The following is a 20,915-nucleotide window of genomic DNA, read 5'->3' as shown; positions in this document are numbered from 1 at the left end:
AATCAGAAGTTGCTCAGGACGTTGACGAGAACCTTGTCGATGGTCGTCGGGTCGCTCGCGTCGTACGCCGCCGCCCGGGACGCCGCCGAGATCTTCTGCAGCGTCGCGAGGTCGGCCTGCCCGCCGTACGCGATGGTGAAGACCCGGACCGGGATCTCCTTGTCGGAGGTGTCCACGTCGCGGACGAGGGCGTTGAGGTCGCTGTCCTTCGGGTACTCGTTCTTGCCGTCCGTGAGGACCACCACCGCGTTGATCCGGCTGGGGTCGGCCATTGACGCCATCTTGGTCTGCGCGGCCCTGGTGGTGGCGTACAGCGCCGTGCCGCCCTCCGCGGCCAGGGAGTTGACGACCTGCTCCAGCTTCTTCCGGTTGGCGTTCAGCGCGCCGACGGGGACCTGCTCGGTGTACGGCGTACTCGCCCCGCCGACCTCGGTCGAGAAGGTCCAGAGCCCGACCTCGTCGTCCGGGGCGAACAGGGTGAGCGCCTGCAGCGCCGCCTGCTTGGCCAGCTCCATGCGGCTGTGCCCGTTGCCGGCGTCGTTGTTCATCGAGCCCGAGACGTCGAGCACCAGCAGCACCTTGGCCCGCTTGCGCTGCGCGTCCCACGTGGCCAGCGCCTTCTCCATGACCTGCGGCGACGGCGGGTCGATGATCGTGAACTTCGCGTCCGGCGACAGCCCGTTCTCCCGCGTCAGCCCGGCGCCGGGCTTGCCCTCGTACGTGCGGAAGGCGAGGTCGGTGAAGCGCTTCTGCTGCGGCGCGTCGCGCACGTAGGCGAGGAAGTCGGCGGCCGCGGCCTTCTGCTCGTCGCTGGCGTTGCTGAGCACCACGTAGGGGTGGTCGCTCACCAGGGTGCCCTCTTTGGGGTAGACGGCGACGAGCGGCACGCGCGGCTTGGGTCCCTTGCCGGCCAGCGCCGGGTCGCCCGTCGGGTTGCCGGTGTTGTAGTCGTACACCGACTTCTCCTCGATGGCGACGGCGCTGATGTAGTTCAGCCCCCGCCCGGCCTGGTCGGCCGCCATGAGGTTGGACAGGAACGTCAGCGAGATGTCCCCGTAGTGCACGACGCCGGACTCGACCGCCTTGACGTACTGCAGGACCTTCGGGTCGGCGAGATCCTTGTCGGTGAGGTCGGTCGAGCGCCCGGTGGCGGCGAAGTAGGCGCCCACGGTCGCGTTCAGCCCCGACGTGGAGAAGTGCGGGTTGGTCTTGCCGAGCTTGAACCGGCCCCACTCGGGGTGGCCCTTGGCACCCCAGCCGTTCGGGTCGTTGGTCAGCCCGAGCACGTCGTCCCAGCCGATGGGCTTGTCGGGCCAGCCCAGCGCCTCGGCCATCGGCTTGGGCATGGCGAGCACCAGCGGCGACTGCGCGACCATGGGCAGCTTGCCGTCGGGCACCAGGGCACCCTTGTCGGTGCTGGCCAGCCGCTGCTTGAGCAGCGCCACCCAGGACGCCGACGCGGGCGTCCAGACCGCCGGCTGCGGCCCGTCGCGCTGCGCGTCCCACCCGGCGGCGAGCGCGTCTAGGGCCGCGCCGGAAGCCTTGGACTGCACGACCGGGTCGGCGCACTTGCCGTCGAAGCGCCGGTCGGACTCGATGTAGCTCTTGGCGAGCTGCGTCATCAGCGCGGCCTTCTCGCTGGACGCGGTGACGTTCAGCGAGATGCACCCCTCGCGGCGCGGCGACGAGCCGTTCTTGTTGTCGTCGCTCTTGCCGCCCCGGTTGGCCAGCACGAGGTACACCGCACAGATCGCGAACACGCCGATGACCGCGGCGATGATGATCGGCAGGGGGTTGCGCCGCCGGTTGGGGGCCGGGTAACTCACGTGTCGCTCGCCTCCACGCTGGTGCGTTCGTGGTGCGCCTCCTGCGGGCGCGGCATCAGTGTGTCAGGTCGCGTCGAACCGCGATCAAGCCACGTGGTTGATCGTCGGTGCTTCGGACTTGCCGGATTGTTCGCTGACGTCTGGCAAATCCGATATGGGCGGGCGAACTTCTCATTGGGCGGCGGTTCGATAAGTCGGGCGCTCCGCGCCACGACTTATCGGATTTATACCCCCGACAGGCGGAATGTCCGATCCTGGCGCCGTTGATCATCCCCGCTCAGCGAGTCCCGGCCCGGCTAGGACGCGCGACCCGCTGGTGAATGGGTCTGGGCGCCGAGGCCCACCATCACCGTGACGCCGCTTCGAGCCTCGGTGTGGCCCCGGTCGAGCAACGCCGAGGCGGCCGGGCGCGGGATTTGCGGCAGGTGGCATCAGGCGACGGAGACAGCGTCGCGCGGACGACGCCGATGCAGGCGCGCGGAAGGTACGCCCAGCGCAGGACTTGCTGCAGGCGGCCTCAGGCGACGAGGACAGCGTCGCGCGGGCGCGCAAGCCACCCCGATGCAGGCGCGCGGAAGCTACGCCCGGCGCAGGACTTGCGGCAGGTGGCCTCAGGCGACGAGTACGGCGTCGCGCGGGCGGTCGGACGAGCCGCGGGTGCCGCGCAGCGTCGTGCGGAGCGGCCCGGTGTGGTGGACCGCGACCGACAGCTTGGCGTCGACGGAAATCTTGGACTTCGGCGCGTCGCGGCGCACCAGCCGGGCCTGTGGCGCGTCGCCCGAACCGCCGCTCGCCGCGGGCACGGGCTCCGCCTGCATCGGCACGCCGTCGGCCCCCGAGCCGTCGTCCGGCTTGGAGTCGGGACCGCCGACCGGCACGAGCACCGGCGACAGGTCCTCGGACAGGGCGAGCGTGTCGCTCACATCGCGCAGCACCTCGGACAGCGCCGCGCCCAACGCCTCACAGATCGCGGCCAGCAGCTCGCTGGACGCTTCCTTCTGGCCGCGCTCGATCTCCGACAGATACCCGAGGCTCACATTGGCCGCGGTGGAGACCTCGCGGAGCGTCCGATGCTGGGCCTGCCGTCGCGCTCGCAGCGCGTCACCGATCACCCGACGAAGCAGCACGGTGGCACCCCCTCTGACGCAGCTGGCAAGACCGCGAAAACTGGTACTCGTCACGGTACCTGGTACAGCGCCGATCGACACCCTGCCCCGCCGTTATGAGACGCCGAGGGTCTCCGCGAGTAGCCCGACGGCCGCCTCGACCGCCCCGGACCGCACCGCCGCCCGGTCGCCCGGCAGCGTCAGTTCCCGCACCTCGACCCGCTCCGGCTGCCCGTGCGCCGCCGGCGGCCCGACGACCGCGATGTAGACCCGTCCGACCGGCTGACCTGCTTGGGGGTCCGGTCCGGCGACCCCGGTCGTGGCCGCCGCCCAGTCCGCGCCACACCGTTCACGGGCCCCGGCGGCGAGCGCGGCGGCCACTGAGGGATCGACGGGCCCGTGCGATGAAAGCAGCGGCGGCGGTACGCCGAGCAGCCGCGCCTTCAACTCTGTTGCGTACGCCACGATGCCGCCCCGGAACACCCGGCTCGCACCGGGCACCTGGACGAAGGCCGCCGCGAGCAGCCCTCCGGTCAGCGACTCGGCCACGGCGAGCGTCTCGCCACGCTCCTGCAATGCCTTCAGTACCGCGGCCGCCTGCTCCTCGGTCACCGCTCCCCCTCACGATCGCCACCGCCCGGCTCCGCTCCTCAACCTCCCACACTCGCCAGCCCCGCTCGACCTCCCACGCCTATCGCCACCTACCTACACGCCCTACGGCGCCCTATATACCCCTCAAATATCATCGCATATCAGACATATCCGGCCACCATTGGTCAGCGGCCAGCAGGTCGGATATCCGATCCGGACGCGGCAGCAAGCGTCAACGGCCACCGGCCACCAGACAGACCGGAGGCCAACACGGACGCGAGGCGCAGGCACGTGCAGGAAGGCAGCCGAGCGGAAGCTGAGACGGAGACGGACGCGGGAGGCGTCGAGGCGTTGGACGGCCGACCGCGGGCGCGGAAGCGCAGACACGAAACGCGGGCGGCAAGACAGCACCGGCGGCAAAGACGGCGCGGGCACGCCGACGCCGAAGTCGCCCAGCGCTCCGCAAGCAAGTGCCGCAACAGCCAACCCAGAACGCCACAGGGCGCCGGGTCAGGGATCAGGCGACCGGCTCGTCCGCCTGCGGAGCCACGGCCGGAGCCTCCGGCGGGGCCGGGTACACCCCACCAACGGCTAAGGACGCCCTGCGAATCCGAATGGCCCGCGCCACATAGTCCAGCCCGGTGACCACCGTCACGACAAGGGCGGCGGCCATGATCCAAGGGCCGACGGCGGCCAGGGAGGGGGGCAGGGGGGTGAGGTACCAGCCGATGGCGAGGATCTGCAGGGCGGTCTTCACCTTGCCGCCGCGGCTGGCCGGGATCACGCCGTGCCGGATCACCCAGAAGCGCAGGGCGGTCACCCCCCACTCGCGGATCAGGATGAGGGCCGTCACCCACCAGGGCAGCTTGTCGTAGAAGGACAGCAGCACGAGGGCGGCGCCGGTGAGGGCCTTGTCGGCGATCGGGTCGGCGACCTTGCCGAAGGAGGTGACCAGGTTGTGGGTGCGGGCGATCCAGCCGTCGACGTAGTCGGTGGCGGAGGCGACCACGAAGGTCAGGCCGGCGGCGAGCTGCCAGCCGTCGTGCGTCATCCGGCTGGCCACCACGCAGACGACGAAGACCGGGACGAGCACCATCCGCGCGACCGTGAGGACGTTGGCCGCGTTGAGAAGGGGGACGGGCTTCGCGGGCGTCATGGCGAGGCCGGGCTGATCAGCTCGATCGGGGTGGCGACCAGGTCGACGCCGACGCTGTCGGTGACCTTGGCGCGCACGAGGTCGCCGGGGCGCAGGGTGGCCGGGTCGAGGGCGGCGCCGGGGACGAGGGTGGTGGAGCCGTCGACCTCCGGGGCCTGGTGGGCGCCGCGGCCCTCGACGTCGACGCCGTCGGCGTGGGGCTCGACGGTGTCGACCAGCACGTCGATCAGGGAGCCGATGCGGTCGCTGGCGCGCTGGGCGCAGAGTTCCTCGGCGAGGGCGCTCATCCAGTCGTACCGCTTCTTGATCGTCGCCGCCGAGACCTTGTCCGGCAGGCTCGCCGCCTCGGTGCCGTCCTCGTCGCTGTAGTCGAAGACGCCGATCGCGTCCAGGCGGGCCTCGGTCAGGAAGCGGGCGAGCTCGTCGACGTCCTCGCGGGTCTCGCCCGGGAAGCCGACGATCACGTTGCTGCGCGCGCCGGCCTCGGGGTCGAGCTTGCGGGCGGCGGCGAGCAGCTCCAGGAAGCGCTCCGTCGAGCCGAAGCGGCGCATCCGGCGCAGCACCGGCTCGCTGGAGTGCTGGAAGGACAGGTCGAAGTAGGGCGCGACGCCCGGCGTGGTGGCGATCGCCTCGATCAGGCCGGGGCGGGTCTCGGCGGGCTGCAGGTAGGACACGCGCACCCGGACGATGCCGGAGGTGGCGGCCAGCTGCGGCAGGAGCTTCTCCAGCAGCCGCGGGTCGCCCAGGTCCTTGCCGTAGGAGGTGGAGTTCTCGCTGACCAGGACCAGCTCCCGCACCCCGTTGGCGCCGAGCCACTCCGCCTCGGCGAGCACCTCGTCCGGCGTGCGGGAGACGAAGGCGCCGCGGAAGGACGGGATGGCGCAGAAGGTGCACCGCCGGTCGCAGCCGCTGGCCAGCTTGAGCGGGGCGACGGGGCCGTTGTCGAGCCGGCGGCGCAGCACCCCCTGCAGGTGGGCCGGGAGATGGCCCGGGGTGACGACCGCGGTGGCGGCGCGCCGCTCGACCGGGGTGATGGGCAGCAGCGTGCGCCGGTCTCGGGGGGCGTGGGATGGGATCGTCTCGCCCGCCAGGATGGCGTCGAGCCGGGCCGCCATGTCCGGATAGTGGTCGAAGCCGAGCACCGCATGGGCCTCGGGCAGCTCACCGGCCAGCTCTTCGCCGTAGCGCTCGGCGAGGCAGCCGGTGGCGACCACCTTGGCGCCGGTGTCGGCCGCGGCCAGCAGGGTGTCGATCGAGTCCTGCTTGGCCTTGGCCACGAAGCCGCACGTGTTGACCAGCACCACGTCGGCGTCGGTGCCGTCGGTCGTCACCGACCATCCACCGTCGGCGAGGCGGGCGGCCAGCTCCTCGGAGTCCACCTCGTTGCGGGCACAGCCCAGGGTGAGCAGGGCTACGCGGCGGTCAGCGTTGGTGGACATGCTGTCGAGGGTACCGACAGGCACCGACATTTTCGGCCTCAGGGCGCCGGGAACGGATCCCGGAAGGTGAACGCCCGCGCCGTCGGCCCTTCGCGTCGCAGCAGCTCCAGCCGCTCCCCCGCCTCCCCGACCGTCGGGGTGTGGCCCGCCGGCACCCACCAGACGACCGTGACGGCCTCGCCGAGTGGCCGGAACCACTCCCGGCGCCGTCGCAGGACGTCGAGGTGACCGCTGCGGAACGTGAAGTCGCGCAGTGATTCGAGGCTCTCCCACACGGAGAGGTTCACCATGGTGTCGCCGCCGAAGGGGCGCAGCGACGTCGCGTCGGCCCCCTCGTCGTCGACCAGTCGCCAGACGAAGCCGGGCCACCCGTCGGCGATCGCGTTGATCCGGTCGAGTTCGCCGTAGAACCCGGCCATCCGGGGGTCCTCCCGAGGCCCCACGGGCACGCCGATGTTGAGCTGCGCGAGATGAGCGGTCATGCCGGCAGTCTAAAACAAAGATTCATTGTTTTTGGTACCGCATGTGCCGCGATCCACAACCACGCAGCACCCCTCGGGCCCCGGGTCGATCCGCACCCCGCCGCCGAGGGCCGCCTTCAGCAGCTCGAGGTTGGCCCCGCACACGGCGCCGGGATGGTTGCGGGCCACCCCGTCGAACGGGCAGTTGCGCAGCCGCCACACGCCGCCGTCGGCGTAGGGCTCGTACCCCAGCCCCCGCAGCGTCTCCTCGACCGGCGCCCCCTCGCGCGCCAGCCGCTCCCCCTGCCGGCGCGCGGCCGCGTACAGGGCCGGCTCGGCGCCCGCCTCCTCGACCGCGTCGGCGAGCACCTCGGCCAGCACCCGGTACCCGCGCGGGGGCAGGCTCACGGCGTGCTCGGCGGCCGAGCGCTCGTACAGCTTCGAGGGCCGCCCCGCACCCGGCCCGCTCCTGCCGCCGAGCCGCGCGAACGACACGTCGAGCAGCCCGGCCTCGGCCAGCTTGTCGAGGTGGTGCGCGGCGAGGTTGCGCCCGATCTCGAGCGCCTCGGCCACCTGATCGCGGCTCACCGGACCGCCGGCCGCGGCCACGTGCTCGTACACGGCCCGCCGCCGCGGGTCGGCCAGCACGGACAGCGCATCGAACCCCTGCACAGGTCAACTATCGCAGCAGCGTGGCGGCGATCGTCAGGGTCGCCATCGACAGGGCCGTCGACGCGACGATGACGTCCCGGGCGAACGTGCCGTCCACGTCATACGCGCGGGCGAAGACGAAGGTGTTCTGGGCCGTCGGAAGGGCCGCGCACAGTACCGCGCCGAGCAGCGCCGCCCCGTGCAGCCCGAGGACCGGCCCGGCCAGGACCCAGCACACGGCGGGCTGCACGACCGACTTCAGCAGCACCGACAGGACGACTTCGGCCGGGCGCCTCGGCTCGCCGCCGGGGAGCTCTCGCGGTACCAACGACAAACCGAGCGCGACGAGCGCGGTCGGCACGGCGGCCCGCCCGAGCAGCGCCACGGCGTCGGCCACCAGCCTGGGCAGGTGCGGGCCGGACGCCCCGAGCAGCACGCCGGTGACGCAGGAGAGCATGACCGGGCTGCGCAGGGGCACGGTCAGCAGCCGCCGCCACCGCCCGGCCGGGTCCTCGGCGGTGGCCACGTCGAGCGTCGCGAGGATGATCGGGGTGAGGATCGCGGTCTGGATGAGCAGCACGACGGCGATGAGGCTCGCGTCCCCGGTCACCCGCACGGCGACCGGGACGCCGAGGTTGGCGGCGTTGACGTACCCCGACGCCATCCCCGCGATCGCCTGCTCCTCCAGCGGCCGCCGGAACACCCAGCGGGCCGCGGCGAAGCCGGCTCCCCCGATGAGCACGGTCGCGGCGGCGAAGGCGGCGACCGACCGGGCCGCGGTCCCGCCCACGGGCTGGCGGGTCAGCGTGTCGAGCAGCGCGGCCGGCATGGCGACATAGAAGACGAACCGCCCCAGGACGTCGACCGCGGCCGGTCCGAGCACGCGGGTGCGCCCCGCGAGATAGCCGACGCCGGTGAGCGCCCAGATCGGCACGAACGCCGCGAGCATGCCGCCGGGTCAGTCGTCCTCGGGCTTCAGGGTGGCGAAGACCTCGGCGAGGGCGTCGGGCTTGATGAGGACGTCGCGGGCCTTGGAGCCCTCGGACGGGCCGACGATGCCGCGGCTCTCCATCAGGTCCATGAGGCGGCCGGCCTTGGCGAAGCCGACCCGCAGCTTGCGCTGCAGCATGCTCGTCGAGCCGAACTGGCTGGTCACGACCAGCTCGATGGCCTGGACCAGCAGCTCCAGGTCGTCGCCGATCTCCTCGTCGATCTTCTTCTTGCCCTCGTCGCGCTTCTGGGTGACGCCCTCGCGGAACTCGGGCTCGCGCTGGTCCTTGCAGAACTTGACGATGTCGCTGATCTCGGTCTCGCTGACCCAGGCGCCCTGGATGCGGACCGGCTTCGACGCGCCCATCGGCAGGAACAGCGCGTCGCCGCGGCCGATCAGCTTCTCCGCGCCGGGCTGGTCGAGGATGACCCGCGAGTCGGCGAGGCTGGAGGTGGCGAACGCGAGCCGGGACGGCACGTTGGCCTTGATCAGGCCGGTGACGACGTCGACGCTGGGCCGCTGGGTGGCCAGCACCAGGTGGATGCCGGCCGCGCGGGCCAGCTGGGTGATGCGCACCACCGAGTCCTCGACGTCGCGCGGCGCCACCATCATGAGGTCGGCCAGCTCGTCGACGACGACCAGCAGGTACGGATACGGCCGGATCACCCGCTCGCTGCCCGGCGGCGCGGTGATCTGCCCGGCCCGCACCTTGCGGTTGTAGTCGTCGATGTGCCGGACGCCGGCCGCGGCCAGGTCGTCGTAGCGCATGTCCATCTCGCCGACCACCCAGTCGAGGGCGTCGGCCGCCTTCTTCGGGTTGGTGACGATCGGGGTGACCAGGTGCGGGATGCCCTCGTAGCTGGTCATCTCGACCCGCTTGGGGTCGACCAGCAGCAGCCGCACCTCCTCGGGCGTGGCCCGGGTCAGCAGCGACACCAGCAGGCTGTTGAGGCAGGACGACTTGCCGGCGCCGGTGGCCCCCGCGATGAGGATGTGCGGCATCTTGGCCAGGTTGGCCACGACGTAGCCGCCCTCGATGTCCTTGCCCAGCGCGACCAGCAGCGGGTGGTGGTCGCTGGTGGCCGCCCGGGAGCGCAGGACGTCGCCGAGGGCCACGTTCTCCCGGTCGGAGTTGGGGATCTCCACGCCGACCGCGCTCTTGCCCGGGATCGGGCTCTGGATGCGTACGTCGGCGGACTTCACCGCGTAGGCGATGTTCTTGGACAGGGCGCTGATCCGCTCGACCTTGACGCCGTGGCCGATCTCCACCTCGTACCGCGTCACCGTCGGGCCCCGGGTGAAGCCGGTGACGATCGCGTCGACCCCGAACTGCTCGAACACGCCCTGCAGCGCGTTCATGACCTCGTCGTTGGCCCGGGTGCGCCCGCGCGGGGCGTCGCCGGTGCCGAGCAGGGTGGGCGGGGGCAGCTTGTAGTCGGCGTCGGTGAGCGCGAGCTGCTCGGCCCGGGTGGGCAGCGGCCCGTGCTCCGGCGGGTTCCGGTCCGCGGCCGGATCGGGCTCCGGCTCGCCCTTCCTGCCCTTGCGCCGCCCCGCCGCGGGCATGCGCTGCAGGACCACGGTGTCGTGGATCAGGTCGGGCTCGAGGTCGGGGGCGGCCGCGTCGAACTCGTCGGGGTCCAGGCCGAGCGGGTGCGGCAGCGGCGGGGGGCCCTGGTCGGCGTCGGCCTTGGCGCCCTGCCGGCGGCGGGCCGGGCGGCGCGCGGGGGCCGGCTCCGGCTCGTCGTCGTAGAGCTCCTCGTACTCCTCATCGTCGTCGACGAGGGTGGGGTCCTCGACCCGGCCGAGGGCGAGGTCGCGCAGCTGGCGCCAGCGGTGCGGGATGTGGGCGATCGGCGTCGAGGTGACCACCAGGAAGCCGAAGATCAGCAGCAGGAGCAGCAGCGGCACGGCCACCCAGGCAGTGACGGCCATCTCCAGCAGCCCGCCGCCGCCCCGACCGAGCAGGCCGCCGGCCTTGTCCATCTTGGCGGGGACCGTCGGGCTGCCGGCGGCCAGGTGCAGCAGGCCGCAGCCGGCGACGAAGACGGCGCCCCAGCCGACGAAGCCGCGGCCGCGGCGCTCGTCGGGGTCGCCGGAGCGCATCACCCGGATGCCGCTGATGAGCAGCAGGACCGGCAGGACCGTGGCGGCGGCGCCGATGAACGTGTGGATGATCCCGGCCAGCCAGCGCCCGACCGGCCCGGCGGCCTGGAACCACAGGGCGGCGGTGAGCAGCACGGCCGCGCCGATGAGGGTCAGCCCGGCGCCGTCGCGGCGGTGCTCGGGGTCGAGGTCGCGGGCGGTGGCGGCCTGGCGGCCGATGGCCCGGGCGCCCCAGCCGACGCCGTGCGCGAGGCCCATCCAGAGGGCGATCATGCCCCGGCCGAGCAGGCCCAGCGGGGTGGCGACGGCGGCGCCGCTGCGGCGGCGGCGCACCGGCGCGACCCGGGCGGCGGCCCGCGGGGTCGCCTTCGCCCTGGTCCGGGTGCCCGTCGTGGCCTTGGCCGGGGTGGCGGTCGCGGCCCGCGTGCGCGGTGTCGCCCGCTTCTGCGCGGTCGCACGCGTGTTCGAACCGCCGCGCGCGTTGGACGTGCCTCCGCCGCGGCCGGCCTGGGAGGTGCGGCCCGCCATGGTCACACCGTAGCGGGGGGCTCCGACATTTTTCGTTCGGCACGCCGGTGGCGATACTTCGCAAACGCCACCGCGTAGGAGCCGACGACGACCACGCCCACGAGGACCTGCAGCACGTGGGTGTAGCGCTCCGGGTAGAGGACATTCTCGATGTAGGTGTCGACGAAGCCGCGGTCGCTCACCGCCTGCCCGGCCTGGCGCCGCGCCCAGTGCTCGAGCACGGTGAGGGGGCAGGTCAGCGGGATCGTGACCACGGCGAGCCCCCATGCGGCGGCGGCCAGGTGCGGCCAGAAGGCCCACGGCCACCGCCAGACGAGGAACCCGCCGAGCACGATGTACGCCACGAAACAGAAGTGCAGCACCAGTACCGTAGTCGCCAGCGCCGCATACATGTCACACCTCGACGACCGTCGGGACGATCATCGGCCGGCGCCGGTAGGCCTCGTTGACCCACCGCCCGACGGTGCGCCGCACGATCTGCTGCAGCTGGTGCGGGTCGGTGATGCCCTCGGTCGCGGCCTTGTTCAGCGCATCGGTGACCAGCGGCAGCACCGCGTTGAACACCGCCGGGTCGTCGGAGAAGCCCTTGGCCGACACCGTCGGACCGGCCACCACCTTGCCGGTGACCGAGTCGATGACCACGGTCGCGGCGATGAACCCTCCGTCGCCCAGGATGCGCCGCTCGGTCAGCAGCGACTCGCCCACGTCCCCGATCGCCAGACCGTCGACGTAGACGTACCGCGACCGGATGTGACCGACCAGGCGGGCCTGGCCCTTGACGAGGTCGACGACGTCGCCGTCCTCGCAGAGCACCACGTTGTCGGCGGGCACGCCGGCCTCCCGGGCCAGCTGGGCGTGCGCCCGCAGGTGCCGCCACTCGCCGTGCACCGGCATGAAGTTGCGCGGCTTGACCACGTTGAGCAGGTACAGCAGCTCGCCGGCCGGGGAGTGCCCGGAGACGTGGACCTTGGCTACGTCCTTGTGCACCACGATCGCGCCGGCCCGGGACAGCTGGTTGATCACCCGGTAGACCGCGGTCTCGTTGCCCGGCACCAGCGACGAGGCCAGCACGATGGTGTCGCCCTCGCCGATGACGATGTGCCGGTGGTCGCCGTTGGCCATGCGGCCCAGGGCGCTCATCGGCTCGCCCTGGGAGCCGGTCGACATGAGCACGACCCGCTCGGGCGGCAGGCTCATGGCCTCGTCGATGGCCACCACCAGCCCGTGCGGGATGCGCAGCAGCCCCAGGTCGCGGGCGATGCCCATGTTGCGCACCATCGAGCGGCCGATGAGGGCGACCTTGCGGCCGTGCGCGTGGGCGGCGTCGAAGACCTGCTGCACGCGGTGCACGTGGGAGGCGAAGGAGGCGACGATGATCCGCCCGGTGGCCCGGCCGAAGATGCCCTCCAGCACCGGGCCGATCTCCCGCTCCGGGGTGACGAACCCGGGGATCTCGGCGTTGGTCGAGTCGGACAGGAGCAGGTCGACGCCCTCGGCGCCCAGCCGGGCGAAGCCGGCCAGGTCGGTGATGCGACCGTCGAGCGGCAGCTGGTCCATCTTGAAGTCGCCGGTGTGCAGCAGCGTGCCGGCCGCGGTGGTGACCGCGACCGCGAGCGCGTCCGGGATCGAGTGGTTCACCGCGAAGAACTCGCACTCGAAGGGCCCGAGCCGCTCGACCTGGCCCTCGCGGACCGTGAGCGAGTAGGGCTCGATGCGCCGCTCGGCGAGCTTCGCCTCGACCAGGGCGAGGGTGAACTTCGACCCGACCAGCGGGATGTCCGGCTTGTGGGCCAGCAGGTACGGCACCGCGCCGATATGGTCCTCGTGCCCGTGGGTGAGCACGATCGCCTGCACCTCGCCCAGCCGGTCGAGGATCGAGGAGAAGTCCGGCAGGATGAGGTCGACGCCAGGCTGTTCAACGTCCGGGAACAGCACGCCGCAGTCGATGATGAGCAACTTGCCGCCGAACTCCAGCAGCGTCATGTTGCGGCCGATCGCGCCGAGCCCACCCAGGGGGGTCACCCGCAGGGTGTTGGGCCCCGGAGGGGGCGGCGGATCGAGTTCGACGTGCGCCACCGTCATAGGGCCACTCCGAGTTCGTTGTGATGCGCCATCTGGTCGGCGGAGCCGATGATGCGGCCCGCCTCCGCGCAATCTTCCCGCAACCGGCCCAGTTCCGCCGCATTCGCCGGCACCAGCGGCGGACGGACGGAACCGGCCGGCAGGCCGAGCAGCGTGAGAGCAGCCTTGGTCAGGATGACACCCTGGGTGCGGAAGAACCCGCAGAACGCCGGCAACAGCTGGAGGTGCAGCTCGCGGGCCCGGGCGACGTCGCCCTCCTCGTACGCGAGGATCATCGCCTTGGTCTGCGGCCCGAAGACGTGCGTGGGCACGCCCACCACGCCGACCGCGCCCACGGACACCAGGGGCAGCGTCAGCTTGTCCTCGCCCGAGTAGTACGCCAGGCCGGTGCGCTTGATCACCCAGGCGCTCTCCCCGAGGTCGCCCTTGGCGTCCTTCACGGCGACGATCCGCTCGTGCTCGGCGAGCCGGCACATCGTCTCGGTCTCGATCGCCACGCCGGCCCGGCCCGGGATGTCGTAGACCATCACGGGCAGCCCGGAGGCGTCGGCGACGGTCCGGAAGTGCTGCAGCAGCCCCGCCTGGGGCGGCTTGTTGTAGTACGGCGTCACCACGAGCAGCCCGTCGGCGCCGGCCTTCTCGGCGGACCGGGCGAGCTCGACGGTGTGGGCGGTGTCGTTGGTGCCGACGCCGGCGACCACGGTGGCCCGATCACCGACGGCCTCCACGACGGCGCGGAGCACCTGGTCCTTCTCCGCGTCGCTGGTGGTGGCCGACTCGCCGGTGGTGCCGTTGATCACCAGGCCGTCGTGCTCCTGCTCGTCCACCAGGTAGGTGGCGAGTCGGGCGGCGCCGTCGACGTCGAGCGAACCGTCAGGCCCGAACGGCGTGACCATCGCGCTGAGCAGCCGGCCGAAGGGCCGGCCGGGGACGGAGCCGGTGCGTGTCATACGGACAACTTAGCGGAAGGCTCGGGGACGCATTTTTCAAGATTCCCAGGTGTACTGCGCGGTCGCCACCTCACTGCCGTCCTCCAGCGTCGAGATCGCGAAATCCCCGAACACGCTGGGCGCGATGCGCTGCAGTTCCCGCAGGCAGGCGACGGCCACCTCGCGGATCTCCACGTCGGCCCCCTCGCTCGCGCGCATGGTCACGAAGTGCCGCCAGGCCCGGTAGTTCCCGGTCACCACGATCCGCGTCTCGGCCGCGTTGGGCAGCACCGCCCGCGCCGCCTGCCGCGCCTGCTTGCGCCGCAGCGTGGGGCTGGCCACGTCGGCGAACTTGGCCTCGAGCCCCTCGAGCAGCTCGTTGTAGGCCCTGAGCGCCGCCTCGCTCGCTTCCACGAACGTCTTGTGCAGCGCCGGGTCCTCGGCGATCACGGCCGGCTCGACCATCGCCGCATCGCGCCCGGGCACATACCGCTGCGACAGCTGCGAGTAGGAGAAGTGCCGGTGCCGCACGAGCTCGTGCGTGAACGAGCGCGACACCCCGGTCATGTAGAACGTGACGGTCCCGTGCTCGAGCACGGAGAGGTGCCCGACCTCGAGGATGTGCTTGAGGTACCCCGCGTTCGTGGCCGTGGCCGGGTTCGGCTTGCTCCACGACTGGTAGCACGCCCGCCCGGCGAACTCGGCAAGCGCCTCCCCGCCATCCGCGTCGGTCGACCACGCAACATCAGCGGGCGGCTCGAAGTGGGTCCAGGCAATGGCTTTGACGGAGAGCATTCGGTGAGCCTACAGCCGCTAGACGAAGAAGTAGGTGAACGGTGCCCAGGGTAGGTTGCGCAACACACTGAAGGCGAGCCACGCCACCAGGAACCCGATCAGCGCCCCGTTGGAGATGCGCAGCATGGGCAGTTTGAACGGCAGGTTGAGGCGGTTCACCGTCCAGGCCACGTAGAGATACGCCAGGAACGGCGCCGCGAACACGAGCGGCGCGTGGTGGTGCGCCGCCGCGGGGATGTCCCCGTGCAGCAGATACCAGCACGCCCGCGTCCCGCCGCACCCGGGGCAGTCGAACCCGGTCAGCAGCTTGACGATGCAGGTCGGCTGGTCGGACGCCCCGGCGGACGCGGGCTTCATGAGCAGCGTGTAGGCCACCCCGCCGGAGATCACCGCGGCCACCCCGGCCGGCGCCACCCACCGCGGCAGCCGCGCCACGAGCCGCGCGAATCGCCCGGGCTGGTAGGCCGGGTACTGGTGGTACTGGTACACGGGCGGCGGCGCCATCGCGGCACGCTCCGCCACACCATCGGCCTCGACGGCTTCCACCCCGGTCAACGGTGACGTCACCCTCATTACGCTACACCGCCCCCGCCTCTCGTCCCCCTGTCAGAAACTGCTCACGCAAGGGCCTTGGCCAGCGGCTCGGCGAAGTCCCCGCGCACCGGCAGCTCTACCCCGGAAAGCCCCAACCAGCCCGCGAACCGCCGCAGCTCGTCCGCCAGCGCCTCCGCCACCTCCCCCGGCGACGACTTCAGGCCGGGCTCGATCCACGCCGCCGGCACCTGCAGCACCCCCGCCTTACGGTCCGCCTTGAGGTCCAGCCGCGCCACGAGCCGGTCGCCGAGCAGGAACGGCAGCACGTAGTAGCCGTACAACCGCTGCAGCGGCGGCACGTAGATCTCGATCCGGTAGTTGAACCCGAACAGCCGCTGCACCCGGGCCCGCTCCCACATCAGCGGGTCGAACGGGCTGACCAGCGTCGCCGCCGCGATCCGGCGCGGGATCCGGGCCTCGTGGTGCAGATAGGCCCGCGCCGTCCAGCCCTGCACCTCGACCGGGACCAGCTCCCCCGCCTCCACCAGCTCGGCGATCGCCTGGCGGGCGCCGGCGAGGGGCAGCCGGAAGTAGTCGCGCAGCTCCGCCTCGGCCGCCACCCCGAGCCCGCGGGCGGCCACCCGCACCAGTTCCCGGAACGCGTCGGCCGGCTCGGGCGTGGGCGCGCCGACCACGTCGGCCGGCAGGATCCGCTCCGGGACGTCGTAGACCCGGGCGAAGGAGGAGTTGCGCCGGGCCACGCTCACCTCGCCGCTGTAGAAGAGCCACTCGATGGCGGTCTTGGTGTCCGACCAGTTCCACCCCCAGTGGTCCTTGCGCCGGGGCTGGACCAGGTCGCCCTCGACCTCGGCCGCGCTCATCGGCCCCTTGGCCCGGATCTCCTCGAGCACCCAGCGCACCAGGTCGGGCTGCTCCCGGGCGATGCGGACCATCCGCCCCCAGGCGTCGCCGGAGGCCATCCGCCAGCGCAGCATCGGCTGCAGCCGGACCGGCACGAGCGAGGCCTCGTGCGCCCAGTATTCGAACAGCTCCCGCGGCCGCCGATAGGCCAGCCGGTCCAGCAGCGCCGGGTCGTAGGGGCCGAGCCTGCTGTAGGCGGGCAGGTAGTGGGCCCGCTGCACGACGTTGACGGAGTCGATCTGGAGCAGGCCGGTGCGCTCCAGGACCCGCCGCACGTGCCGGCGCTCGGGCTCGCCCGACGGGACCCGGTCGGCGAAGCCCTGGGCGGCCAGGGCGACCCGCCTGGCCTGCGTGAGCGTGAGGTACTCGGTCACCCATGGAGGCTAACGCGGGGGTACGACAAAAAATCGGACGGCGACCCCCGCGCGGGGGTCGCCGTCCGACAAGGTATTGCGGGCTAGGCGCCGACCAGTGGCCGCGAGGGCTCCCCGCCCACGCTGCGCATCGTGCCGTCGACGTCCTTCGCGTCGAAGGCGGCGGTGACCTTGCGGTCGAGGTCGACGAGGTCCGGCACGTCCTCGACGGCCGGGCCGCTGGAGCGGCCGGGGTCCTCCGAGGGCCGCTGGGCGGCGCCGGTGTCGGCCGGCTCGCGGATCGGCAGGCCGAACAGCAGGCCGATCATGAGCAGGATGTAGGCGTTGCTGCCGATGAGGCCGAGCCCGTCGAACTTGGCGTGGAACGCCCACGGGGTGCGGCTGCACAGCAGCGCGAACGAGAAGCCGAAGGCGATCGCCAGGTTGCGCTTGCGGCGCGGGTCGAGCGAGCGGTCGGTGGCGTAGTCGAACAGCACCACGATCGAGGGCAGCACCCAGACCAGGTGGTGGATCCACGTGATCGGGCTGACCATGCAGCCGACGAGGCCGGTGAGCGCGAGGCCGGCGACCTCGTCGCGGGCCTTGATCGCGCGGCGGGCCCGCCAGTACCAGACGGCCAGGGTGATGAGCACCAGCAGCGCCCACAGCGGCTTCATCGGGTCCGGGTTGAACAGCCGCCCGACGAGCCCGGTGAGTGCCTGGTTGGACACGAACGTCGGCGAGCCCACCCGGTCGGTGTTCCACATCGCGTCGGTCCAGAAGACCCGCGAGGCGTCCGGCGCGAACGTGGCAGCGGCCCAGGTCGCGGCCGTGGCGGTCGCGGCCGAGACGGCGGCGGCCCGCCAGCGCTTGGTGATGAGCAGGTAGAGGATGAACACGCCCGGGGTGAGCTTGATCGCGGTGGCCAGGCCGATGCCGATGCCGCCGAGGCGGTTGCCCTTGCGCACCAGCAGCATCAGGTCGCCGACGACGAGGAACAGCAGCAGGATGTTGACCTGGCCGAAGTTCACCGTCTCGCGGATCGGCTCGAACGCGGCGGCCATCGCCCCGGCGATGCCCATCGCGTACCAGAACGACCAGCCCTGGCGCTGGAACACCGGCTTGAGCAGCCAGGTGAGGATGGCCAGCATGGCCAGGACGTTCATGGCGACGCTGATGACGATCGCGGTGTTCCAGCTGATGAGCACCATGGGCGACATCAGCGCCGCCGCGAACGGCGGGTAGGTGAAGCCGTACTGGGTGCCGGGCGTCAGGTAGTCGTAGATGTCGCCGCCGCGGTCGATCCAGTAGTGCATCGCCCCGTAGTAGACCTTGAGGTCGAAGAACCCGTTGTGCGCCGCCGCCACTGCCAGGAACCCGCCGACGGCGAGCCACACGCCCGCCACGGTGAGCATCTTCCTGACCGCGGGCCTCGGCTTGGGTCGGACGGCCGTCGACTCGGCGATCCGTCCTTGCTCCGCCACCTGTTCTGCCCTCCCAGTCGCTCGCTGCTGCTGCCGGTTGTCTGGTGCTGCTGCCGGTGTTCTCCCTGCAAGACTCAACGGTCCCGCGGGCCAACTGTGACGTGCGGGCGCTACCCCGCCGCGTTGCGCTTCACACAAAATCCGTAGGCTGCTGCTTCATGACGCTCGGGTTCGTCCGTCCGGCGCGGCTCGACGACGTCGTCGAGATCGCGCGCATCCAACTCACGACCTGGCGGGTCGCCTACCGACGACTACTGCCGCGACACGTCCTCGACCGCTTGGACGAGGAATGGATTACCCGCCAGTGGCGGGAAGCAATCGCGCAACCACCGAGTCCAGCACACCGGGTCCTCGTGGCGGTCGAACAAGTCGATCCGCCGGGTTCGGATCCGGAAGCCGGACCCGAGTCAGCATACGTCGTGGGCTTCGCAGCGTCAGGTCCGGCAGATGACACGGCACTCGCCCCGGACGAAGATCACACGGCCCTTGACAAGGCATTCGAGGCCACCGCCGCCATCACTGACCTGCTGGTCGAGCCCCGCTGGGGCCGCCGCGGCCACGGCAGCCGTTTGCTGGCGGCAAGTGTGGATTTGTGGCGTTCTGACGGATTCACGACAGCGCTTGCATGGACGTTCGCTGACGACCGTGTTACCGGTCGATTTCTGGAGAGCGCCGGCTGGGCCCCCGACGGGGCCCGCCGATCGCTGGACGTCGACGACATGCTGATTCCGCAGCTGCGCTGGCACGTCTCGCTCGAACCGGACTCCGAGGTTCCCGTTACCGGCGCGTGACGCTCCTGCCGCCGAATTTTTGCGAGCACTTCCCGCAATGTGAGACGGCGGCCGGGGCTCAGCCGAGCAGCGGGCCGAGGCCCACGGTCAGCCCGGGGCGCCTGATCACGCTGCGCACTGCCAGCAGTACGCCCGGCATGAAGGAAGTCCGGTCGAGGGAGTCGTGGCGCAGGGTGAGGGTCTCCCCCGCGGTGCCGAAGAGCACCTCCTGGTGGGCGACGAGGCCGGTGGCCCGCAGCGCGTGCACCCGCACCCCCTCCACGTCGGTTCCCCGGGCGCCGGCCATCTCCTCCTTGGTGGCGTCCGGCACCGGGCCGAGGCCGGCCGCCGCCCGGGCCTCGGCGATCACCTGCGCGGTGCGCAGCGCCGTGCCGCTGGGGGCGTCGATCTTCTTCGGGTGGTGCATCTCGACGATCTCGACCGACTCGAAGAAGCGGGCCGCGCGCTCGGCGAACTCCATCATGAGCACCGCGCCGATCGCGAAGTTCGGGGCGATGACCACGCCGACGCCCGGCTTGCCGTCCAGCCAGCCGCGTACCTCCTCGATCCGGTCGGCCGTGAACCCGGAGGTGCCGACGACGGCGTGGATGCCCTGGTCGATGCACCAGCGCAGGTTGCCGAGCACCGTGTCGGGCGTGGTGAAGTCCACGACGACCTGTGCGCCCGCGTCGGCCGCCCCGGCCAGCGGGTCGCCGTCGTCGATCATCGCGACGAGCTCCATGTCGTCGCTCTCGTTGACGGCGCGGCACACCTCGGTGCCCATGCGGCCGCGCGCGCCCAGCACGCCGACCCGGATCGGCTCCACAGCTTCGGTCACGACAACAAACTATCGGGTGGTACGCCCACCCGTCAGTCGAGGGCGCCGGTAAACGCCCCGTCCTCGAAGTCGCCGATCACGGCAAGCGACATGGGCCGGCTGAGCAGCTCCTTCGCCACCCGCTGGACCTGGTCGGGGGTGACCTCGTCGACGCGGCGGAGGATCTCGTCGACGGAGAGCAGCTCGTCGTACAGCAGCTCGCCCTTGCCCAGGCGGCTCATCCGCGAGCCGGTGTCCTCGAGCCCGAGCACGACGGCGCCCTTGAGCATGCCCTTGCCGCGCTCGACCTCGGCGTCGGTCACGCCCTCGGACGCGACCCGGGCAAGCTCGTCGCGGGTGATCGCCAGCACCTCTTCCACCTTGCCGGGGGCGCAGCCGGCGTAGACGCCGAAGAGCCCCGCGTCGCTGTACTGCGAGGTGAAGGAGTACACGGAGTAGGCCAGCCCGCGCTGCTCGCGGATCTGCTGGAACAGCCGGCTGGACATCCCGCCGCCGAGCACGTTGTTGAGCGCGCCGACGGCGAAGCGGTCGTCGTGCTGGCGCGGGAAGCCGGTGCAGCCCAGCACGAGGTGGGCCTGCTCGGTGTCCTTGTTGTGCACCACGATCTGCCCGGAGCGGGCCGGCACCCGGCTGGTGCGCGAGCGCCGCGGCGCCGGGACCGCCGGGGAGTCGCCCCAGCCGGCCCGGTCGAACGCCGCCCGCACCGCCTTGACGACCTTCGCGTGGTCGAGGTTGCCGGCCACCGCGACGACCATGGTCTCCGGGCGGTACCGCCGCCGGTAGAACCCGTCGATCTGCTTGCGGGTCAGCGCCGAGATGGTCGCGACCGTGCCCGAGATCTGGCGGCCGAGCGGGTGGTTGCCGTAGATGGCCTCGGTGAAGACGTCGTGGACCTCGTCGCCCGGCTCGTCGTCGTGCATGGCGATCTCCTCGAGGATCACGCCCCGCTCGGTCTCGACGTCGGCCTCGGTGAGGACGGAGTCGGTGACCAGGTCACACACGATGTCGATGGCCAGCGGCAGGTCGGCGTCGAGCACCCGCGCGTAGTAGCAGGTGTACTCCTTGGCGGTGAACGCGTTCGTCTCCCCGCCGACGGCCTCGATCTCGGCGGAGATGTCCAGCGCCGAGCGCCGCTTGGTGCCCTTGAAGAGCAGGTGCTCGAGGAAGTGCGAGACGCCCGACAGCGCGGGCGTCTCGTCACGCGAGCCGATGCCGACCCAGACCCCGAACGACACGCTGCGCATCGACGGGATGGACTCGGTCAGGATCCGCAGCCCGTTGGGCAGCACGGTGCGCCGCACCGTGCCACCCATCGGGTCGTCGGACAGGGTCTGGGTCAAGGCCCGGTTCGCCATGG

18 protein-coding genes and 1 pseudogene are annotated in these 20,915 nt (G+C 71.8%); 1 reads left to right on the top strand and 18 read right to left on the bottom strand.

The window, feature by feature from the left end; translation table 11 throughout:
* Positions 1–2 precede the first annotated feature (2 nt).
* The 16 genes and pseudogenes from ABD352_RS44660 to ABD352_RS44585 all read right to left on the bottom strand — a co-directional run bounded on the left by ABD352_RS44660 (position 3) and on the right by ABD352_RS44585 (position 17,881).
* Positions 3–1,826, bottom strand: a complete 1,824-nt coding sequence (locus tag ABD352_RS44660; protein WP_344618673.1) for a substrate-binding and VWA domain-containing protein — start codon at positions 1,824–1,826, stop codon at positions 3–5.
* Between the two features lie 611 nt (positions 1,827–2,437).
* Complete coding sequence (locus ABD352_RS44655; RefSeq protein ID WP_344618672.1) at positions 2,438–2,953, bottom strand: helix-turn-helix domain-containing protein; 516 nt, start codon at positions 2,951–2,953, stop codon at positions 2,438–2,440.
* Positions 2,954–3,046: 93 nt separating this feature from the next.
* Positions 3,047–3,544, bottom strand: a complete 498-nt coding sequence (locus ABD352_RS44650) for a CinA family protein (protein ID WP_344618671.1) — start codon at positions 3,542–3,544, stop codon at positions 3,047–3,049.
* A 580-nt stretch (positions 3,545–4,124) separates the two neighbouring features.
* A pseudogene (gene pgsA / locus ABD352_RS44645) lies at positions 4,125–4,679 on the bottom strand (CDP-diacylglycerol--glycerol-3-phosphate 3-phosphatidyltransferase); the annotation flags it as partial.
* Positions 4,676–6,118 (bottom strand): 30S ribosomal protein S12 methylthiotransferase RimO, encoded by a 1,443-nt coding sequence (rimO, locus tag ABD352_RS44640; protein ID WP_344618670.1) that lies wholly within the window; start codon positions 6,116–6,118, stop codon positions 4,676–4,678. The pseudogene pgsA and the gene rimO, both read right to left, overlap by 4 nt.
* A gap of 38 nt (positions 6,119–6,156) precedes the next feature.
* On the bottom strand, positions 6,157–6,600 hold the full coding sequence (locus ABD352_RS44635) for a DUF3291 domain-containing protein (protein WP_344618669.1): 444 nt from the start codon (positions 6,598–6,600) through the stop codon (positions 6,157–6,159).
* 9 nt (positions 6,601–6,609) lie between these two features.
* Positions 6,610–7,251, bottom strand: coding sequence for a helix-turn-helix transcriptional regulator (locus ABD352_RS44630; RefSeq protein WP_344618668.1), 642 nt, complete (start codon positions 7,249–7,251; stop codon positions 6,610–6,612).
* A 7-nt stretch (positions 7,252–7,258) separates the two neighbouring features.
* The gene (locus ABD352_RS44625) at positions 7,259–8,179 is read right to left on the bottom strand and encodes an AEC family transporter (RefSeq protein WP_344618667.1); all 921 of its coding nucleotides are present in this window, start codon (positions 8,177–8,179) and stop codon (positions 7,259–7,261) included.
* A 9-nt stretch (positions 8,180–8,188) separates the two neighbouring features.
* On the bottom strand, positions 8,189–10,852 hold the full coding sequence (locus tag ABD352_RS44620) for an FtsK/SpoIIIE family DNA translocase (protein ID WP_344618666.1): 2,664 nt from the start codon (positions 10,850–10,852) through the stop codon (positions 8,189–8,191).
* A gap of 2 nt (positions 10,853–10,854) precedes the next feature.
* Positions 10,855–11,244, bottom strand: coding sequence for a DUF2784 domain-containing protein (locus ABD352_RS44615; protein WP_344618665.1), 390 nt, complete (start codon positions 11,242–11,244; stop codon positions 10,855–10,857).
* A gap of 1 nt (position 11,245) precedes the next feature.
* Positions 11,246–12,934 (bottom strand): ribonuclease J, encoded by a 1,689-nt coding sequence (locus ABD352_RS44610; RefSeq protein WP_344618664.1) that lies wholly within the window; start codon positions 12,932–12,934, stop codon positions 11,246–11,248.
* Entirely contained in the window at positions 12,931–13,884 is a 954-nt protein-coding gene (gene dapA, locus ABD352_RS44605) for a 4-hydroxy-tetrahydrodipicolinate synthase (RefSeq protein WP_344618663.1), read from the bottom strand. The genes ABD352_RS44610 and dapA overlap by 4 nt, the downstream gene beginning before the upstream one ends.
* 36 nt (positions 13,885–13,920) lie before the next feature.
* Positions 13,921–14,658, bottom strand: a complete 738-nt coding sequence (gene thyX / locus ABD352_RS44600) for an FAD-dependent thymidylate synthase (protein WP_344618662.1) — start codon at positions 14,656–14,658, stop codon at positions 13,921–13,923.
* Positions 14,659–14,676: 18 nt separating this feature from the next.
* A complete protein-coding gene (locus tag ABD352_RS44595; protein ID WP_425553911.1) occupies positions 14,677–15,231 on the bottom strand; it encodes a DUF2752 domain-containing protein in 555 nt (184 codons plus the stop codon).
* A gap of 44 nt (positions 15,232–15,275) precedes the next feature.
* Positions 15,276–16,487 (bottom strand): winged helix-turn-helix domain-containing protein, encoded by a 1,212-nt coding sequence (locus ABD352_RS44590; RefSeq protein WP_344618660.1) that lies wholly within the window; start codon positions 16,485–16,487, stop codon positions 15,276–15,278.
* A gap of 83 nt (positions 16,488–16,570) precedes the next feature.
* The gene (locus ABD352_RS44585) at positions 16,571–17,881 is read right to left on the bottom strand and encodes a glycosyltransferase family 87 protein (RefSeq protein ID WP_344618659.1); all 1,311 of its coding nucleotides are present in this window, start codon (positions 17,879–17,881) and stop codon (positions 16,571–16,573) included.
* A 227-nt stretch (positions 17,882–18,108) separates the two neighbouring features.
* On the opposite strand from ABD352_RS44585, the gene ABD352_RS44580 reads away from it, so the two are divergent.
* On the top strand, positions 18,109–18,741 hold the full coding sequence (locus ABD352_RS44580; protein WP_344618658.1) for a GNAT family N-acetyltransferase: 633 nt from the start codon (positions 18,109–18,111) through the stop codon (positions 18,739–18,741).
* Between the two features lie 58 nt (positions 18,742–18,799).
* Here ABD352_RS44580 and dapB read toward each other — a convergent pair whose 3' ends face one another.
* Together dapB and ABD352_RS44570 are read right to left on the bottom strand one after the other, a co-directional pair.
* Entirely contained in the window at positions 18,800–19,558 is a 759-nt protein-coding gene (dapB, locus tag ABD352_RS44575; protein WP_344618657.1) for a 4-hydroxy-tetrahydrodipicolinate reductase, read from the bottom strand.
* A 32-nt stretch (positions 19,559–19,590) separates the two neighbouring features.
* The gene (locus ABD352_RS44570) at positions 19,591–20,913 is read right to left on the bottom strand and encodes a M16 family metallopeptidase (RefSeq protein ID WP_344618656.1); all 1,323 of its coding nucleotides are present in this window, start codon (positions 20,911–20,913) and stop codon (positions 19,591–19,593) included.
* Between the last annotated feature and the right edge of the window lie 2 nt (positions 20,914–20,915).

It is taken from the genome of Dactylosporangium salmoneum (assembly GCF_039532525.1).
Taxonomy (GTDB): domain Bacteria; phylum Actinomycetota; class Actinomycetes; order Mycobacteriales; family Micromonosporaceae; genus Dactylosporangium; species Dactylosporangium salmoneum.
This window is presented reverse-complemented; position numbering and strand designations above follow the sequence as displayed.

Coding starts and splice junctions, on each gene's coding strand:
- ABD352_RS44595 (WP_425553911.1), bottom strand. CDS start 15,231: ATGAGGGTGACGTCACCGTTGACCGGGGTGGAAGCCGTCGAGGCCGAT.
- ABD352_RS44585 (WP_344618659.1), bottom strand. CDS start 17,881: ATGCTCACCGTGGCGGGCGTGTGGCTCGCCGTCGGCGGGTTCCTGGCA.
- ABD352_RS44610 (WP_344618664.1), bottom strand. CDS start 12,934: ATGACGGTGGCGCACGTCGAACTCGATCCGCCGCCCCCTCCGGGGCCC.
- rimO (WP_344618670.1), bottom strand. CDS start 6,118: ATGTCCACCAACGCTGACCGCCGCGTAGCCCTGCTCACCCTGGGCTGT.
- ABD352_RS44635 (WP_344618669.1), bottom strand. CDS start 6,600: ATGACCGCTCATCTCGCGCAGCTCAACATCGGCGTGCCCGTGGGGCCT.
- ABD352_RS44615 (WP_344618665.1), bottom strand. CDS start 11,244: ATGTATGCGGCGCTGGCGACTACGGTACTGGTGCTGCACTTCTGTTTC.
- thyX (WP_344618662.1), bottom strand. CDS start 14,658: ATGCTCTCCGTCAAAGCCATTGCCTGGACCCACTTCGAGCCGCCCGCT.
- ABD352_RS44580 (WP_344618658.1), top strand. CDS start 18,109: ATGACGCTCGGGTTCGTCCGTCCGGCGCGGCTCGACGACGTCGTCGAG.
- ABD352_RS44620 (WP_344618666.1), bottom strand. CDS start 10,852: ATGGCGGGCCGCACCTCCCAGGCCGGCCGCGGCGGAGGCACGTCCAAC.
- ABD352_RS44570 (WP_344618656.1), bottom strand. CDS start 20,913: ATGGCGAACCGGGCCTTGACCCAGACCCTGTCCGACGACCCGATGGGT.
- ABD352_RS44625 (WP_344618667.1), bottom strand. CDS start 8,179: ATGCTCGCGGCGTTCGTGCCGATCTGGGCGCTCACCGGCGTCGGCTAT.
- dapA (WP_344618663.1), bottom strand. CDS start 13,884: ATGACACGCACCGGCTCCGTCCCCGGCCGGCCCTTCGGCCGGCTGCTC.